The sequence below is a fragment of the Rhodococcus sp. NPDC059179 genome (genome assembly GCF_042754885.1).
Lineage (GTDB): Bacteria > Actinomycetota > Actinomycetes > Mycobacteriales > Mycobacteriaceae > Rhodococcus_G.
The window spans coordinates 129,597-146,174 of the sequence record NZ_JBHZBV010000004.1 but is presented as its reverse complement, the minus strand read 5'-3'; the positions used below and the strand labels follow the sequence as shown (position 1 = coordinate 146,174).

General features: G+C 69.5%; 15 protein-coding genes and 1 other RNA gene. 8 read left to right on the top strand and 8 right to left on the bottom strand.

Features of this window, described 5'->3' with window-relative positions; genetic code table 11:
• Positions 1–7: 7 nt before the first annotated feature.
• The 3 genes from ACFXMV_RS11150 to ACFXMV_RS11140 all read left to right on the top strand — a co-directional run bounded on the left by ACFXMV_RS11150 (position 8) and on the right by ACFXMV_RS11140 (position 3,569).
• Positions 8–745 (top strand): zinc ribbon domain-containing protein, encoded by a 738-nt coding sequence (locus ACFXMV_RS11150; protein ID WP_378498824.1) that lies wholly within the window; start codon positions 8–10, stop codon positions 743–745.
• On the top strand, positions 742–1,875 hold the full coding sequence (locus ACFXMV_RS11145; RefSeq protein ID WP_378498825.1) for a bifunctional RNase H/acid phosphatase: 1,134 nt from the start codon (positions 742–744) through the stop codon (positions 1,873–1,875). Before ACFXMV_RS11150 ends, ACFXMV_RS11145 begins: the two co-directional genes overlap by 4 nt.
• A gap of 290 nt (positions 1,876–2,165) precedes the next feature.
• Positions 2,166–3,569: a dicarboxylate/amino acid:cation symporter gene (locus ACFXMV_RS11140; RefSeq protein WP_378498826.1), complete on the top strand. Its 1,404-nt coding sequence runs from the start codon at positions 2,166–2,168 to the stop codon at positions 3,567–3,569.
• Here ACFXMV_RS11140 and helR read toward each other — a convergent pair.
• The 3 genes from helR to ACFXMV_RS11125 form a co-directional block, all read right to left on the bottom strand.
• Positions 3,566–5,716, bottom strand: a complete 2,151-nt coding sequence (gene helR / locus ACFXMV_RS11135; RefSeq protein WP_378503002.1) for an RNA polymerase recycling motor ATPase HelR — start codon at positions 5,714–5,716, stop codon at positions 3,566–3,568. The two genes, ACFXMV_RS11140 and helR, sit on opposite strands and share 4 nt — an antisense overlap.
• Before the next feature lie 174 nt (positions 5,717–5,890).
• Positions 5,891–6,415 (bottom strand): DUF1697 domain-containing protein, encoded by a 525-nt coding sequence (locus tag ACFXMV_RS11130; protein WP_378501915.1) that lies wholly within the window; start codon positions 6,413–6,415, stop codon positions 5,891–5,893.
• 37 nt (positions 6,416–6,452) lie between these two features.
• A complete protein-coding gene (locus tag ACFXMV_RS11125) occupies positions 6,453–7,052 on the bottom strand; it encodes a TetR/AcrR family transcriptional regulator (protein WP_378503001.1) in 600 nt (199 codons plus the stop codon).
• 79 nt (positions 7,053–7,131) lie between these two features.
• On the opposite strand from ACFXMV_RS11125, the gene ACFXMV_RS11120 reads away from it, so the two are divergent.
• The 4 genes from ACFXMV_RS11120 to ACFXMV_RS11105 all read left to right on the top strand — a co-directional run bounded on the left by ACFXMV_RS11120 (position 7,132) and on the right by ACFXMV_RS11105 (position 10,491).
• Positions 7,132–7,707, top strand: coding sequence for a pentapeptide repeat-containing protein (locus ACFXMV_RS11120; RefSeq protein ID WP_378503000.1), 576 nt, complete (start codon positions 7,132–7,134; stop codon positions 7,705–7,707).
• A 132-nt stretch (positions 7,708–7,839) separates the two neighbouring features.
• Positions 7,840–8,255, top strand: an RNA gene (gene rnpB, locus ACFXMV_RS11115) — RNase P RNA component class A.
• Positions 8,256–8,848: 593 nt separating this feature from the next.
• Complete coding sequence (locus tag ACFXMV_RS11110; protein ID WP_378501215.1) at positions 8,849–9,037, top strand: hypothetical protein; 189 nt, start codon at positions 8,849–8,851, stop codon at positions 9,035–9,037.
• Positions 9,038–9,069: 32 nt separating this feature from the next.
• Positions 9,070–10,491 carry an RNB domain-containing ribonuclease gene (locus tag ACFXMV_RS11105; RefSeq protein WP_378501214.1) on the top strand — a complete coding sequence of 474 codons (1,422 nt, stop codon included), beginning with the start codon at positions 9,070–9,072 and terminating at the stop codon, positions 10,489–10,491.
• Here ACFXMV_RS11105 and ACFXMV_RS11100 read toward each other — a convergent pair.
• From ACFXMV_RS11100 to ACFXMV_RS11080, 5 genes are all read right to left on the bottom strand, one after another.
• Positions 10,466–11,341, bottom strand: coding sequence for a CHAD domain-containing protein (locus ACFXMV_RS11100; protein WP_378501213.1), 876 nt, complete (start codon positions 11,339–11,341; stop codon positions 10,466–10,468). The two genes, ACFXMV_RS11105 and ACFXMV_RS11100, sit on opposite strands and share 26 nt — an antisense overlap.
• A gap of 50 nt (positions 11,342–11,391) precedes the next feature.
• Positions 11,392–12,348, bottom strand: coding sequence for a prolyl aminopeptidase (gene pip / locus ACFXMV_RS11095; RefSeq protein ID WP_378501212.1), 957 nt, complete (start codon positions 12,346–12,348; stop codon positions 11,392–11,394).
• A 5-nt stretch (positions 12,349–12,353) separates the two neighbouring features.
• Complete coding sequence (locus ACFXMV_RS11090) at positions 12,354–12,788, bottom strand: hypothetical protein (RefSeq protein WP_378501211.1); 435 nt, start codon at positions 12,786–12,788, stop codon at positions 12,354–12,356.
• Positions 12,789–12,938: 150 nt separating this feature from the next.
• Positions 12,939–13,787, bottom strand: a complete 849-nt coding sequence (panB, locus tag ACFXMV_RS11085; protein ID WP_378501210.1) for a 3-methyl-2-oxobutanoate hydroxymethyltransferase — start codon at positions 13,785–13,787, stop codon at positions 12,939–12,941.
• Between the two features lie 172 nt (positions 13,788–13,959).
• Entirely contained in the window at positions 13,960–14,826 is an 867-nt protein-coding gene (locus tag ACFXMV_RS11080) for a DUF559 domain-containing protein (RefSeq protein WP_378611894.1), read from the bottom strand.
• Between the two features lie 126 nt (positions 14,827–14,952).
• Here ACFXMV_RS11080 and ACFXMV_RS11075 point away from each other — a divergent pair, with 126 nt between their 5' ends.
• Complete coding sequence (locus ACFXMV_RS11075) at positions 14,953–16,527, top strand: alpha/beta hydrolase (protein ID WP_378502998.1); 1,575 nt, start codon at positions 14,953–14,955, stop codon at positions 16,525–16,527.
• The last annotated feature ends 51 nt before the right edge of the window (positions 16,528–16,578 follow it).

The following is a 16,578-nucleotide window of genomic DNA, read 5'->3' as shown; positions in this document are numbered from 1 at the left end:
CGCCCGCGTGAACGTCGAACCCCGGATTCAGGCCAAGCTGCTCGATCTCGCCGCGGTGGATGCCGAAGTGGCCAGGATCGCGCACCGCCGCCGGACGCTGCCCGAGCAGGAAGAGGTGCAGCGCCTCGAGTCCGACCGTGTGGCACGCAAGGACGCCGCCGTCGCGGTGGAAATCGTGCTCGACGACCTGGACCGCGACATCAAGAAGCTCGAGGGTGAGGTGGACGCGGTCCGCCAGCGCGAGGAGCGCGACCGCAAGATGCTCGAGAGCGGTGCCGTGGCGGCCAAGCAGCTCACCGAACTGCAGCACGAGCTCGGCAGCCTCGAGCGCAGGCAGGGCGTCCTCGAGGACGAGCTGCTCGAGGTGATGGAGCGTCGCGAGGCCTCGCAGTCCGACTACGAGCACGCGGGCGCCCAGCTGAGCCAGATCGACGACGCCCTCATCGACGCGACCCGTCGGCGCGACGACGCCGCCGCCGACCTCGACACGGCCGAGCAGCGGTGCGAGGGCGACCGGGCCACCCTCGCGGCGGAGTTCCCGGCCGACCTGCTGGCCATCTACGACCGTCAGCGGTCCGCGGGCGGCCCTGGCGCCGCGCTTCTGCAGGCCAGGCGCTGCGGCGCGTGCCGGATCGAGATCGACCGCGGCGAGATCTCCCGCATCGCCAAGGCAGACCCCGAAACGCTGATCCGCTGCCCTGAGTGCAACGCGATCATGGTGCGTACCAAGGAATCCGGTCTGTGACTGACCCCTCGGGTCGCTCTGCTGCGAGCCCCGGACACGTTTTCGTCGAGGCCGACGGTGGCTCGCGCGGAAATCCGGGGCCGGCCGGCTACGGCGCGGTCGTCTTCGACGCCGACCATGATCGGGTGCTGGCCGAGCGCGGCGAGTCCATCGGTGTCGCGACCAACAACGTCGCCGAATACCGGGGACTGATCGCCGGGCTGACCGCCGCCGCGGAGCTCGGCGCCCGGTCGGTGTCGGTGCGGATGGACTCGAAGCTGGTCGTCGAGCAGATGTCGGGGCGCTGGCAGGTCAAGCACCCGGACATGAAGCCGCTGGCCCGACAGGCGGGCGAGCTGGCCGCCGGGTTCGACCGGGTGGACTACACGTGGATCCCGCGCGCCGAGAACTCGTACGCAGACCGGCTCGCGAACGCGGCGATGGACGGCGAACCGACGAACCTGACGGCGCCCGCCCAGGCTGCCGCGTCGACGGTCGCGCCGGAGAACGAGAAGTCGCCGGGATGGACCGGGGCGCTGGGGAAGCCGACCCGGATGCTGCTGCTGCGGCACGGGCAGACCGCGCTGTCGGTGGATCGGCGCTATTCCGGTCGCGGTAACCCGGAGCTGACCGACCTCGGTCTGGCGCAGGCCCGAGGGGCGGCGAAGCGGATCGGTGCCCGCGGCGGCATCGCGGCCGTCGTGTCGTCGCCGCTGGGCCGGGCGCGGCAGACGGCCGAGGCCGCAGCCGCGGAACTGTCGCTGCCGGTCCGCGTGCACGAGGGCCTGATCGAGACGGACTTCGGCGACTGGGAGGGCCTGACCTTCGGGGAGGCGTCGGCCCGCGACCCCGGGCTGCATCGCCGGTGGCTCGCCGACACCTCCGTGCGCCCGCCGGGCGGCGAGAGCTTCGACGAGGTGCGGGCGCGCGTCGGCCGGGCCCGCGACGACCTCATGGCCGAGTTCCCCGGCGCGAACCTGCTGCTGGTCTCGCACGTCACACCGATCAAGACCCTGCTGCAGATGGCGCTGGACGTCGGGCCGTCGCTGCTCTATCGGCTGCACCTCGACCTGGCCTCGCTGTCCATCGCCGAGTTCTACCCCGACGGCGGCGCCTCGGTGCGCCTGGTCAACGACACCTCGCACCTGTGACGCGACTTCGTCGCCCGTGAGTGATTTGTGCCCCGGTCGGGGTACAAATCGCGCACGGGTGCGAAGCGCATTTCTTAGCAGGAGTAACATGCTCCGGGTGAACTCGCTGCTGACCAGTCGACGGTATGTCGACAACTGTCTGCAGGCGAGCGCTGTCTGTACGCGCTGACCCATCCACACCCGCCGCCCGGTCGACGTCTGTCCCGGGCCTGGCCTCCGTCAGCACTCCCGCGCACCCACGCTCGCAGAAGCGTGCTCGTGGCGCGCACCCTTCACGAAAGGTCCGTCGCATGTCGGCCCCCACACTCACCCCTGCCCGCACCGGGCGCCTGCCCGGCTGGGCAACCTCCTTCGGACCGCAGATCGTCGCGGGCCTGATCGCCGGAGTTCTCATCGGACTGCTGGCCCGTTCGATGCCCAAGGCCGACGACGGCAGCGCGAACTGGCTGACCGGCACGGTCACCACGATCGGCTCCAGCTACGTCGCGCTGCTGACCGTCGCGGTGATCCCGCTGGTCTTCACGGCGATCGTCAGCTCCATCGCCAACCTGCGTCAGGTCGCCAACGCGGCGCGCCTCGCAGTCCAGACCCTGCTGTGGTTCGCGATCACCGCGTTCATCGCGGTCCTCATCGGCATCGCCGTCGGACTGATCGTGCAGCCCGGCTCCAACACCACGGTCGACGCGGCCACGGCGGCGGAACCGAAGTCGTCCGGGTCGTGGTGGGCGTTCCTGACCGGCCTGGTGCCGCAGAACTTCCTCGCGCTCGGGGCCAAGACCACGGTCACCGACGCGGGCGCCGCGACCACGTCGCTGAGCTTCAACGTGCTGCAGCTCCTGGTGATCGCGGTCGCGATCGGTGTCGCCGCACTGAAGGTGGGGAAGAAGGCCGAGCCGTTCCTGGAGCTGAACGCCTCGCTGCTCGCGATCGTGCAGAAGGTGCTCTGGTGGATCATCCGCCTCGCGCCCATCGGCACCGCGGCACTGATCGCGAAGGCCGTGGCCAGCTACGGGTGGGACGCCATCGGCCAGCTCGGGGTGTTCACCCTCGCGATTTACATCGGCCTGGCCATCGTGTTCTTCGTGGTCTACCCGATTCTCATTCGCGTGCACGGGCTTTCGGTCAAGCAGTTCTTCTCCGGCGTATGGCCGGCCACCCAGCTCGGCTTCGTGTCCCGGTCCTCGATCGGCACCCTGCCGCTGACCGAGCGGGTCACCGAACGCAACCTCGGCGTGCCCCGCGAGTACGCGTCGTTCGCGGTGCCGCTCGGCGCGACCACCAAGATGGACGGCTGCGCCGCGATCTACCCGGCCATCGCCGCCATCTTCGTGGCCCAGTTCTACGGCGTCGACCTGAGCCTGACGGACTACCTGCTGATCGTCGTGGTGTCGGTGATCGGGTCGGCGGCCACCGCGGGTACCACCGGCGCGACGGTGATGCTGACGCTGACCCTGTCCACGCTCGGCCTGCCGCTCGCAGGCGTCGGACTGTTGCTGGCCGTCGAGCCGATCGTGGACATGGGCCGCACCGCGCTGAACGTCACCGGTCAGGCGCTGGTCCCGACGATCGTGGCGAAGCGGGAGGGGATCCTCGACGAGGAGCTCTACAACGCGCCCCGGGGCGGCGATCCGTTCGCCGACGAGGACCCCGATTCGCCGCCGCCGTCCGTGGACAAGGTCTCCGCGACCGTCTAGCTCGTGAGGATGACCAGTCGCTGGGTCGCCCGGGTCATGGCGACATAGCGGTCGACGGCCCCCTCGATGCCCTCGCCGAACTGCTCGGGGTCGATGAGGACGACGAGGTCGAACTCGAGCCCCTTCGACAGCTCCGGGGTGAGCGACCGGACGCGCGGCGTCGCCCGGAACGTCCCGATGTCACCGGCGCCGATCACGCAGGCGATCCCGTCTGCGTGCTCGGCGAGCCAGGTGTCGAGGATCGAGGCCAGATCCGAAACGGATCCGTGGACGACGGGGACGCCGCTGCTGCGGATGGAGGTCGGCACGTTGGCGTCGGGGAGCTCGGCCCGGATGATCGGCTCGGCTTCGGTCATGATCTCTTCCGGCGTCCGGTAGTTGACGGTCAGGGAGGCCAGGCTGATCCGGTCGAGCCCGATCCGCTCGAGCCGCTCCTGCCACGACTCCGTGAACCCATGCCTGGCCTGGGCGCGGTCGCCGACGATGGTGAAGCTGCGGGACGGGCAGCGCAGCAGCAACATCTGCCATTGCGCATCGGTGAGTTCCTGAGCCTCGTCCACGACGATGTGCGCGAACGGGCCGGCCAGCAGGTCGTGGTCGGTGCTCGACAGTGCGGCTTCGTCGACCAGCATCTCCTGCAGGTCCTGCTGTCGCAGCTGCGTCATCAAGCCTTCCCCGTCGGCATAGGCGTCGGCCGCGATCAGGTCGTCGATGACCATGGACCTCTGCTCGCGTTCGGCGGCGACCGCGGCGTCATGGCGACGCTTGTGTCGTGATGCCTCGGGGTCGCCGAGCCGCTGCCGCGCCGCGTCCAGGAGCGGCAGGTCGGACACCGTCCAGCACTTGGCCTCCGGGCGCTGCAGTTTCCGAACGTCGTCGGCGCTGAGCCAGGGGGCACACTTGCGGAGGTAGGCGGGCACCGACCACAGGTCTGCGACGAGGTCGGCGGCATCGATCATCGTCCACGCGTTGTCGAGGGTGGCGCGCAGGTCGTCGTTCCGCAGCAACGACTTCCGCAGCTCGGCGACCGGGGCATCTCCGTCGTACTTGTCCATCAGGATCGTCAGCAACAGCTCCCAGATCTGCTCGCGCGCTTCGTTGTGCGGCGTGCCGGGTTCGGGTGCCTGGAACGCTTCGGCCCAGTCGTCGGCACTCAGCCAGATGTCGGACCAGTCGGTCGCGACCGTCATTCCCTTGGTGGGCGGCTCCTCGTAGAACCTGACGGCCGCGTCGATCGCCTTCACCAGGTTCGCGGACGACTTCAGGCGGGCCACGTCGGGGTCGGATTCGTTCGTTGCGGTCGCTCCCTCGGCGACGAGGTCCGCAAGGGTGCAGAGCTGCACGCCCTCCTCGCCGAGGCTGGGCAGGACGTCGGCGACGTACGCGAGGTAGGGCTCGTGCGGACCGACGAACAGCACGCCGTGACGGAGTCGGGGGTCGGAGTAGAGCAGATACGCGGCGCGGTGCAGCGCGACGACGGTCTTGCCCGTGCCCGGACCGCCGTCGACGACCAGTGCGCCACGCGATCCCGCGCGGACGACGGCGTCCTGGTCGGCCGCGATGGTGCCGAGCACGTCGCGCATCCGGGCCGACCGGTTGCTGCCCAGGCTGGCGATGAAGGCGGACTGGTCATCCAGTGCGGCGTCGTTCTCCAGCCCTTCCGCGGTGAACACCTCGTCCCAGTAGTCGCTGATCCGACCGCGCGTCCACCGATACCTGCGGCGGCGCGTCAGACCCATCGGGTTGCCGTGGGTCGCACCGAAGAACGGCTCGGCCGCGGGGGTACGCCAGTCGACCAGCAGCTGGCGACCCGCGCTGTCCATCAGGCCGAGGCGTCCGATGTACACGGGCTCGGGGTTGTCCGCTCTGACGATGTGTCCGAGGCACAGGTCCAAACCGAAGCGACGCAGGGCGCGCAGCTCAGCGGCCAGCCGGTGGACCATCATGTCCCGCTCCATCGCCTCCTGGCCCAGGCGGCGGGGTGCCTTGCGTTCGGCGTCGATGCGGTTGGTCAGGTCGGCGATGGACTGCTCGAGGCTTTCCGCGATGGCCGCGAAATGCTGCTCGTCGCCGGCGATCAGCGCCGGGTCGGCCTTGTGGCTGAGGTGGTCGGGAAGGTCGAACGCCCCGGCGCTCAAGGGGTTCACGTCATCACACATCGCGCGCATCTCGCTCCGTTTCCGCAGGTTCTGGCTTCGGCGGGCCATTCTGCGGGATGACCCGGGTCTTGCCGCAAGCCCCCCGGTGCGCTATAAATTGGAAATGGAAAGGAGTCTGTACTCCTTTCCATTTCTCGTATTCGCCAGCCGATCCCGGGAGCGCTACAGCAGCTTGCGCAGTGTGCGCAGGTTCCGGTTGGTGGTCGTCGACTTGTATTTGGTCTTGGCGCTGAGCTTTCCGAACGGGCTCTGCAACGTCTGGCCGCGTTCGACATGCCAGTACAGGACGCCGTCGCCGAGCGCGACGGCCTCCTCGCCGAGCGCGAGAGACTGTGCGGCCTCGAGCATGTCGTCCAGGGAGGCCGGGTCGGAGGACAGCAGTACGTACGGATGCCACCCGTCTCGGTCGGACTCGAACGGGAACGCCTCGACGATCGAGGCCAGCGTCGGCCGGTCCACCAGCACGATCCAGGCGTCGTATCCGAACCTCTCCCGCAGGCACGCCTCGATGTCGGACTTGATCCCGGCGCGATCGGTGCGGTCGGAGTCGAAAAGCACGTTGCCCGAGGCCAACACGGTCTTCACGTTGTCGAAGCCGAGCCCCGAGATCGCGACCTTGAGGTCCGCCATCTTGATGTTGATGCCGCCGACGTTGACGCCCCGCAGCAACGCGATGTATCGAGCCATGGGTAGACCGTAGGTCAAGGGTCCGTTCGTGGCGAGGTCATTGCCTCGGGGTCAGGCTTCGCAGGGCCAGGGCGAGAACACGCTGCATGTCCTCGACCTGATAGCCCGTCCCTGGCTCACACATCTTGTCCGAGACAAGGTGGTTGGACATCGCCAGTCCGTGCAGCAGCACCCAAAGCATGGGACCGACGTCGCGGGGGTCGTCGGCGACGAGGTCGCCGGTCCGCTGCGCCTCGACAACGAGGTCGTTGAAGTGCCTGGTGAAGTCGTTGGCTGCGTCTACCAGTACCTGGCTCGGTTTGGTCACATAGTCGCTTCCGAACTCGAGTCGGTAGTGGTTCGGGTATTCCCAGGCGACGCGCACATAGGCAAGGCAGGCGCGAAACAGCGGGGTGGTGTCCGACGTGGTGGCCGCGACTGCGCGCTGCATCTCCGCCTTCAGCACGGCCAGGTTCTCGGCGGCCACCGTGCTGAGTAGGTCGTCCTTGTCCTGGAAGTGGCGGTACGGCGCGGTCCGCGAGACGTCGGCGGCCGCGCCGACCGCTCGCAGTGTGACGTTGGCCGGTCCACCCCGCGCCAAGAGGTCGCTCGCCGCGGCGATAAGGGCGCGGCGCGTGTCCCGGGTCTTTTCCTGCACCTCCCGAGGATAGAAGGATGTTGACGCTGTCAACAAGCCGGTGCTAGGTTGACGCCGTCAACCTAATGGCGGGGGCTCAATGACATCGACATCACAGGCGAATCCTCTCGACGTACTCCGCTCGGATGTCGCATCCTGGAATTCGCTGCGGGCGGTCCGAGACTCGGAAAGCATCGGCCTCGTCGATGCCGATCTGAGGGGCGCACACCTGGTGGGTGCAAACCTGGCGGGCGCCGACCTCACCGGCGCCGACCTGTCGGGCGCCGACCTCACCGATGCCACCCTCGCGGGCGCGAATCTGACCTCCGCCGAGTTCGTCGGCGCCGACCTGGCGAGGGCCGATCTCACCGGCGTGGTCGCTCACGACGCCAATTTCACCGGCGCGTATCTCACCCGGGCTGACCTGCGGGACGCCGACCTGACGATGGCCTTTCTGACGTCAACCTTCCTCGGGCGCGCGGATCTCACCGGCGCGGACCTCTCCGGCGCGTACATGACCGGCGCCTACCTCGGCGAGGCCGATCTGTCGGGCGTCACCCTGATCGATGCCTACCTGGGCAAGGCCAATCTGACCGGCGCGAACGTCACCGCTGCCGTGCTGGCCGGCGCCGATCTCACCGAGGTCACCATGCCGGACGGCACAGTGCTCGACTGACCGACAGCGATCGGCACGGTGCGAGTCCGGACGCATCTTCCCGTCGGCGTCCTGGCGAGACCGTAGCGGGACGCACCCTCGGCGTTCGGGTGTCGGAGCTGCCCGTGGCAGGCAGTAGTCTGTAGCGGCGGACGAGTTGGTCGGGCGGCCGCGGCTCGGGGAACCGTGCGCTCACGCGCGCAGGCCCAGGGCCGAGGAAAGTCCGGACTCCACAGAGCAGGGCGGTTGCTAACGGCAACCCGGGGTGACCCGCGGGACAGTGCCACAGAAAACAGACCGCCGGCGCGCGAGCGTCGGTGAGGGTGAAACGGTGCGGTAAGAGCGCACCAGCACCCCAGGTGACTGGGGTGGCTAGGTAAACCCCGCCCGGAGCAAGGTCGAAGGCCGCACCTTTTCGAAGGTGCGGCTGCGCAGGTGTTCGAGGGCTGCTCGCCCGAGCCTGCGGGTGGACCGCTCGAGGTACCCGGCAACGGTGTGCCCAGATGGATGGTCGCCACCCGGTGCCTCGGCATCGGGGACAGGATCCGGCTTACAGACCAACTCGTCCGCCCGCTTCCCGACAGATCACGGATCGACAGTCGATACTCTCTGCCGATGACATTGCTCAAGTCGTCGAGGGACGCCTTCCTCACTGTCGCATCGCTCGTCTTCCTGGCGGCCTACGCCCTGCCGATCCTGGTGGTCGACCTGGCATGCCACCGACGAGATCCACCGGCTCACTGCGGAGATCGCGGACCTCAACCGCAGGTTGGCGGAGCAAGCCATGGCGCCGAGCGCGCACAAAAATGCCCCCGCCGAAAAGGCGGGGGCATAGATGCTGACGTCCGCCCTCAGATGGGGTTGACAACCAGGGTGGTCGCCCAGTGGGTGGCGGCATCGGCTCCGAGATGCGGGAGGAGGGCATCGTAGAGCAGGTAAGACATGGGGGCCATGCGGGTATTTCTCCATTCATACGGGTTTGAGGCGGTGCAAGCGCGGATCCTCTCGGATCCTCGGTACGGATGTGGTGGATGAGACAGTCCGTACCTCGCCGCGCGTAAGAGTCTCATGGTTGCTTGCAGTCCTCAAGTGAACGGGCCGAAAAGGTTTCGAGTCCTCGGTTCGGATGATGAGGTGTCCGGAAACCGGGCACACTGAAACCATGAGCGACGACGACGAGCACCTCTGGTACTACTGCGTTTCGGACGGTTCGGTGCGGCAGGGCAAGGACGCCCGCGGACTCGACCGGATGGGCCCCTATCCGGATCGCGAGACGGCGGAACGGGCACTGCAGATCGCCGCGGAGCGCAACAAGGCCGCGGACAAGGCCGAGGACGACTGGAACAACTGACGGCCGTATCGGCACTAAGCTCGGCACTTGTGATGACGCGTATCTCTGCCCGCGGGATCGATTTCGGTGCCATCCGAACCGACTTCTCGCTGACCGCCGACTTCCCGCCGAGGGCCATCGCCGAGGCGGAGTCCGCGGTCGACCGGTTCGCGGCCGAGCGCGCGGATCGAACCGACCTGGCGCTGGTCACCATCGACCCGCCGACCTCGATGGATCTCGATCAAGCGCTGCACCTCGAACGCACGCCCACCGGGTTCGTGTTGCACTACGCGATCGCCGACGTCGCGGCCGTGGTGGTCCCGGGCGGCCACCTGGACGTGGAGGTCCGGCGGCGCGGTCAGACCTTCTACCTACCGGACGGGTCGTTGCCGTTGCACCCGCGGGTGATGTCCGAGGGCGCGGCCAGCCTACTGCCCGATCTGGTGCGCCCCGCCGCGCTGTGGCGAATCGAGTTGGACGAGCGGGCGGAGCCGGTCTCATTCGAGGTCACCCGCGCATTGGTCCGTTCCGTCGCCCGGTTCGACTATGCGGGGGTACAGGCGGATTCGGAGTCCGGCTCGTTGCATCCCTCGATCGCGGCGCTGCCCGAGTTCGGCAAGCTGCGGCTCGCGTCTGCGCTCGAGCGCGGCGCGATCGAGCTCAAGCTGCCCGAGCAGGAGGTGGTCGGCGACGGTGACGGCTGGCGCCTCGAGCTGCAGCCGCGTACCGAGGCCGACGACTGGAACGCCGAGGTCTCGCTGCTCACCGGGATGTGCGCGGCGAGGCTGATGATCGACGGCGGCGTCGGGCTGCTGCGCACGCTGCCTGCACCCCCGCCAGGCGCGGTCGAGGCCCTGCGCAGGGCCGCGAAGGCACTCGGCATGGACTGGCCCAAGCAGGTCTCGGTCGGGGAGTTCCTCGCGGGCCTGGAACCGAACACCCCCGACACGCTGGTGATGATGACCGAGGCGACCGCGCTGCTGCGGGGAGCCGGCTATGCCGCATTCGACGGCGAGATCCCGGAGCTGGTCTCGCACTCCGGGATCGGCGCCCCGTACGCCCACGTCACGGCGCCGCTGCGCCGGCTCTCGGATCGGTTCAGCACCGAGGTCTGCCTGGCGATCTGCGCGGGAACGCCGGTGCCGCAATGGGTTCGCGATGCCCTGCCCTCGCTGTCGGAGCTGATGAAGGGCTCGGACACCCTGGCCAACAAGGTCGATCGGGCGTGCGTGGACCTCACCGAGGCCACCCTGCTGGCCGGGCGCGAGGGCGAGGTGTTCGACGCGGTGGTGCTGCGCGGGATGGACGGCAAACGCGAGGCCGAGGTCTTCGCGCCGCAGGCGACGGTGATCGGCAAGTGCCTCGGCGACCCGCCGGAGGGGGCGGCGGTGTCGGTGCGGCTGGTTCAGGCCGACGTCACCGCACGGACGGTGAAGTTCGGCTACCCGGCTACAGCTTCTGGCCCGCAGAACTGATCTTGCGCACGAGCTTCCGCGCCCGCGGCACGGCGCGTCGAACGCTGTCGGCCTCGACGGCGGTCAGCACGCCGTAGGTGAAGGTGTCCTCGCCTGCGCCGCGGGCCAGGTCGGCCGCGGTCAGCAGACGGTGCTGGGCGACAACGGAATCGTGGTGTTCACCGAGCGCGGTCTGAAGTCGCTTGGCGGCCCTGCCCGCCTTCGCGGGCGACGGACGGGTCGATCCCGCCGCCTCGGCGGCATAGCGCAATGCCTTGGCGCGCTTGCGTACCGTGTGCAGGCGCTCGGGAGTCGGCTCGCCGCTGCCCCGTGCGGTGAGCCCCGCCTTTCTCGCGGCCTTGCCCAGCGCGCGGCAGGCGTCGTGCAGCCCGGACCGGACCGAGTCGTCGGCACAGCCCGGGCTGGACGCGAGCACCGCGTCAAGAGCGGCCAGCAGCGCCTCGTAGCGCGGTCCGTCGAGCGCGACGACCACGTCACCGTGCGCGGCGCGGTAGGCGTCCTCGTTGGACCCGATCAGGCGATGCCGGACTGGACCGCGCACCAGTTCGGGCGGCTGCGCGTCGAGCAGGTCGCGAAACCGCTGCGCCAACACCTCCGCGTCGCGGGCGTCGCCGAGAACCGTGCCCAGCCATCGGAGTTCGGCCCGCACGCCGTCGGTGGCACCGTTCGGGAAGAGCGACCGGAAACTGCCGAGCACGCTGCGCAGGCGCCGCGTCGACACCCGCATCTGATGCACCGAGTCGGCCTCGTCGCGGCGCACGTCATCCGCGCGTGCATCCAGGTCGTCGGCGTAGTCGCGCAGCGCCGACAGCACGGCCGCGGCCCCGTCCCGTGTGCGCCCCTCGCCCATACGTCAGGTCTACCCGCATGAGCGCGTCGGAGTCGAGGAACGCGGCCGTGTCAGCCGCGAAAGGAGTCCGTTGCCTCGATCAGATGGTGGGTGATCCCCGGTTCGTTGGCGGCGTGCCCCGCATCGTCGACGATCACCAGCCGGGCCGACGGCCAGGCCTTGTGCAGGGCCCACGCGCTGGTCGCCGGGCACACCACGTCGTATCTGCCCTGCACGATCACCGCGGGGATCGATTCGATCGCGGCGACGTCCCGCAGCAGCTGGGCCTCGTCGAGGAAGCCGCCGTTGCGGAAGTAGTGGTTCTCGATCCGCGCGAACGCCAGGGCGAAGCGCGGCTCGGCGTTCTCCTCGACGTGTGCGGGCTTGGGAAGCAACGAACTGGTGGCGCCCTCCCAGGTGGACCACGCGACGGCGGCGGCCAGCGCGACGTCGGCATCGGGGGAGTGCAGCAGCCGGTGGTAGGCCTCGACGAGGTCGCCGTCGCGCTCGGCCTCGGGGACCGGCGCCAGGAAGCCCTCCCACAGGTCGGGGTAGATCGCACTGGCCCCGCCGTTGTAGTACCAGTCGATCTCGCTGCGGCGCAGCAGGAACACCCCGCGCAGGACCAGCTCGGTGACCCGGTCGGGATGCTGCTGCGCGTATGCCAGGGCCAGCGTCGAACCCCAGGAGCCGCCGAACACCTGCCAGCGCCGCACGCCGAGATGGGTGCGCAGCGCCTCGATGTCGGCGATCAGGTGTGCCGTGGTGTTCACCGACAGGTCCGCGCCGTCGGCCACGTGTGGCGTCGACCGCCCGCAGCCACGTTGATCGAACAGCACGATCCGGTACTGCTCGGGGTCGAAGAACCGACGGTGGTCGGGGTGGGTGCCGCCACCTGGCCCGCCGTGCAGGAACACCACCGGCTTGCCGTCTGGGTTGCCGCTGACCTCCCAGTAGAGGCGTTGCCCGTCCCCGACGTCGAGGTGCCCGGCGCGGTGCGGCTCGATCTCGGGGTACGGGGCCCGCATCGTCGTCAGAACCCGATCAGGCCCGAGGCCAGGTCCGGGATCCGCAGCGACTCGATGGCCTCGGCCCGCACGTCCGCGCACTGCGCCTGGGTGATTGCGTCGATCCGGGCCTTGTTGGTCATCAGCTCGATGACGTTGATGCCGTTCTGGGTGGCCCAGGTGCCGACCACGGTGTTCAGCCCGCCCTTGCCGATGGTCGGCGTGTAGGTGCGCCAGCTCTGCAGCTGGGCCTGCATGTCCGCACACAGCTTGGCGGCCTGTGCCTCGGTGACGCCGCCCGCGACCGCGCCGCCGGGCGCCGGGGCGACCGTGGTGCTGGGCAGGGCGCCCGCGCCGCCGCTCGGTGCGGGGGCGGGCGCGGTGTCGGTGGCGCACCCGGCTGCGAGCGCGACGACCGCGGCGGCTCCGGCGACGGTGACCGCGAAACGACGATGGAACATGTAGGCACCCTGTCTTTCGGTTCAGTGTCGTTTGGTGATGGGTGTGGCGGCCAACGGGTTACCCGCGTGTGCCGTTGCATCGAGTGTGCCATTGCGCGGCGACGACCCACCCCCGCGAGAGGGGCGGGTCGCGCCGCGGATGAACCGGCGTCAGAAGCTGTGTTCCTCGGCGGGGAAGGTGCCGGACCGGACCTCGGCGGCGTAGGCGGCTGCGGCGCCGCGCAGGTCGTCGCCGACGGCGGCGAACTTCTTGACGAACTTGGCGGTCTTGCCGCTGGTGTACCCGGCCATGTCCTGCCAGACCAGCACCTGCGCATCGCATTCCGCGCCCGCGCCGATACCGACGGTCGGGATGGTCAGCTTCCGGGTGACCTGCCCGGCGATCTCGGCGGGCACCATCTCCATGACCACGGAGAATGCGCCTGCCTCCTGCACGGCGATGGCGTCGGCGACGAGTTGCTCGGCGCCGTCGCCGCGGCCCTGCACGCGGAACCCTCCGAGGCTGTTCACCGACTGCGGTGTGAAGCCGATGTGCGCCATCACCGGGATGCCTGCGGCGGTGATCGCGGCGATCTGCGCCGCGACGCGCTCGCCGCCCTCGAGCTTGACCGCGTGGGCCTGGCCCTCCTTCATGAACCGGGTGGCGGTGGCCAGTGCCTGTTCGGGGGAGGACTCGTAGCTGCCGAACGGCAGGTCGGCGACGACCAGGGCGTGCGGGGCGCCGCGGACCACGCCGCGGACCAGCGGGATCAGCTCGTCGATGGTGATCGGCACCGTGGTGTCGTAGCCGTACACGACGTTGGCGGCGGAGTCGCCGACCAGGAGTACCGGGATGCCGGCCTCGTCGAAGATCCGCGCGGTCGAGTAGTCGTAGGCGGTGAGCATCGCCCAGCGCTGCCCCTCGGCCTTCATGGCCTGCAGGTGGTGGGTGCGGATCTTGGTTCGCTTGGCGGCCGGCTGAGCGGGCGCGGAACCGTAGACAGATGCGTTCTCGGACATCAGTGTCCCTTTCGTGCCTCGAGGCCCAGTGCGGGTCCCCGGGTTGTGGGTGATGACGTAGCCCAGTCTGCCACTGGCTGCCGAACCCGAGAACAGAGCGGTGACGTGCTGTTGGTCACAGCAGGTCCGGCAGAGTTATGCCCGGTTTCCGGGCACAACTCTGCCGGACTGATCAGCGCGGGCCGAGTGCTGTCCGGATCTCGGTGAGGACGCCGTCCGGGTCGTCTGTCAGCCGGTGCCAGGTGAACCGCAGCACGTGCCATCCCGCATTGACCAGTATGTTCTGGCGTTCCGCGTCGCGGTTGAACCGGGCGGCGTCGCGATGCCAGGCCCAGCCGTCCACCTCGACCGCCACCCGTCGCTCCGGGAATGCGACGTCGATTTCGAAGCCGTGACTCAGCACGTGTGGACGCCACCCGGCCAGTCCCGACGAGCGCAGTATCCGCAACAGCATCCGCTCGGCCTCGCTGTGCCCGCCCTCTCCGGCCGCCCGTAGGAGTCGTGCCGCGGCACCAGCGCCGCGGCGCCCGCGGTTTCGCTCGTGCACGGCGGTCAGGATGGGCAGCGTGGTGTGACGCTGAAGGGCGCGGTCCATCAGCACCGAACCGCGCGGAAGTTCGACGGCGGCCTCGAGCACTGTGAGCGGGAGTTCCGTCACCGCGAGGTTTCGGACCCGGCCGACGTCTTCCCAGACCAGATCCCGCCGGCGCATCCGAACCGCAGGATGCGCGGACGCCGGATTGCCGCGCGGCACCGTCACCCAGTGCCGGTCCGGCGGCCGATCGGTCAGGCCGTGCCACCACGCCGCGCTCGGACCGTGCGCGACGGCGTCCGGGCCGGACCCGTACACGGCGCAGCGCAGGCGCACCGCGGGGGTGAGCGCGCGATCGGCGCGGAGGTAGACGCCCCGGCGCCGGCGTGTCCATTGCCCGGTCGTGCAGCGCCGGCTCACCGCCGAGTCACTCATCCCGGCAGCGCGGGCCTGCCCAAGGGTGATCACTCCGTCCTGCCGCGCCATCAACGCATCCACGCTCCTCATGTCCTATTGGACTGACGCGATCGCGTTCCGGTTCCCGAACCTGACCAACTCGGCAGAGTTCTGCCCGGTTTCCGGGCGTAACTCTGCCGAGTCGCCCGGTCCGAGCCACGTGGCACCATCGATGGCATGCCGATGTCGCGCCGAGTCCCTGTCGCCCTGGCCGTGGGGGCGCTCGTCGCAGCCCTGGCCGCCGGATGCGCGAGCACGGTCGACGGTGCTCCGCAGGGGGAGTCGGTCGGTCTGTCGTCGGGCGACTTCCGCGCGGGCGCGGGCGTCGTGCCCGCGGGACTGGAGCAGTTCTACACGCAGGCCCCGCAGTGGGAGTCGTGCGAGGGCTACAGCACGGACGGGCAGCCGCTGGCCGGCCGGCTCGAGTGCGCCAAGATCACGGTGCCGGTGGACTACGCGGACCCGTCGGGGGACACCGCGCAGGTCGCGGTGTCCCGCAACCGGGCGACCGGCGCGAAGATCGGCTCCGTCCTGGTGAACCCCGGCGGGCCAGGCGCGTCCGGATTGGCCATGGCGACCGACGGCGCGGGCACCGGGTTGGGCGAGCGATTCGACGTGATCGGTTTCGACCCGCGCGGCATCGGGGCGTCCACCCCGCAGGTGCGCTGCCTGACCCCCGCGGAGATCGACGAGAACCGCGCGGACCCCGCCGTGGACATGAGCCCGGCCGGGATCGCCAGGATCGAGGCGAAGAACGCCGACTACGCCCGCAAGTGCGCCGAGCGAACCGGCGCCGAGTTCCTCGAGCACGTCGGCACCCGGGAGGTGGTGCAGGACATGGACGTGATCCGTTCGGTGCTCGGCGACGAGAAGCTGACCTATCTCGGGTACTCCTACGGCACCCGGCTCGGGTCGAGCTACGCCGAGAAGTTCCCCGCGAACGTGCGCGCGATGGTGCTCGACGGCGCGCTGGACCCGAACCAGGACCCGGTCGCCGAGGTGGTGCTGCAGGCGGCCGGGTTCCAGCAGGCGTTCGACGCGTTCGCCGCTGACTGCGCGAAGTCCGACGACTGCCCGCTCGGTACCGACCCGGCCCGGTTCACCGCGAGGTTCCAGGAGTTGGTCGATCCGCTGGTCGACAAGCCGGCTGACACCACCGATCCCAGGGGCCTGGGATACAAGGACGCGATCACCGGGGTCCAGCAGGCGCTGTACTCGCAGAACATGTGGGGTTCGCTGCGTGGGGGGCTCAGCGCGCTCGTCGACGGTCGCGGCGACACCCTGCTGTTTCTCGCCGACATGTACGAGGGACGCCAGACCGACGGCAGCTACAGCAACATCGATGACGCGTTCAACGCGGTTCGGTGCGTCGACGATCCGCCGGTCACCGACCGGGCCGAGGCGGGCGCGGCCGACACCGAGTTCCGTCGGGTGGCGCCCTTCCTCGACGACGGCCGCGGCACGGGCAACGCCCCGCTGGACACGTGCGCGTTCTGGCCGGTGCCCAGTTCCGGGAATCCGCACACCGTCGAGGCGCCCGGTCTGGCGCCGGTCGTGGTGATCTCGACGACGGAGGATCCCGCCACTCCGTACCAGGCCGGAGTCGAGCTGGCCAAGCAGCTCGGGGCCGCGCTGATCACCTACCGGGGCACCCAGCACACGGTCGCGATGAACGGCGTCTCCTGTGTCGACGACCCCGTGGTCGAGTACCTCATCGACCTGACCGAACCGCAGCCTGACCTCACGTGTTAGTAACCGATTTCACGATGTAACACAGATTTAACGGAGTTTGCCTAGTCTCGC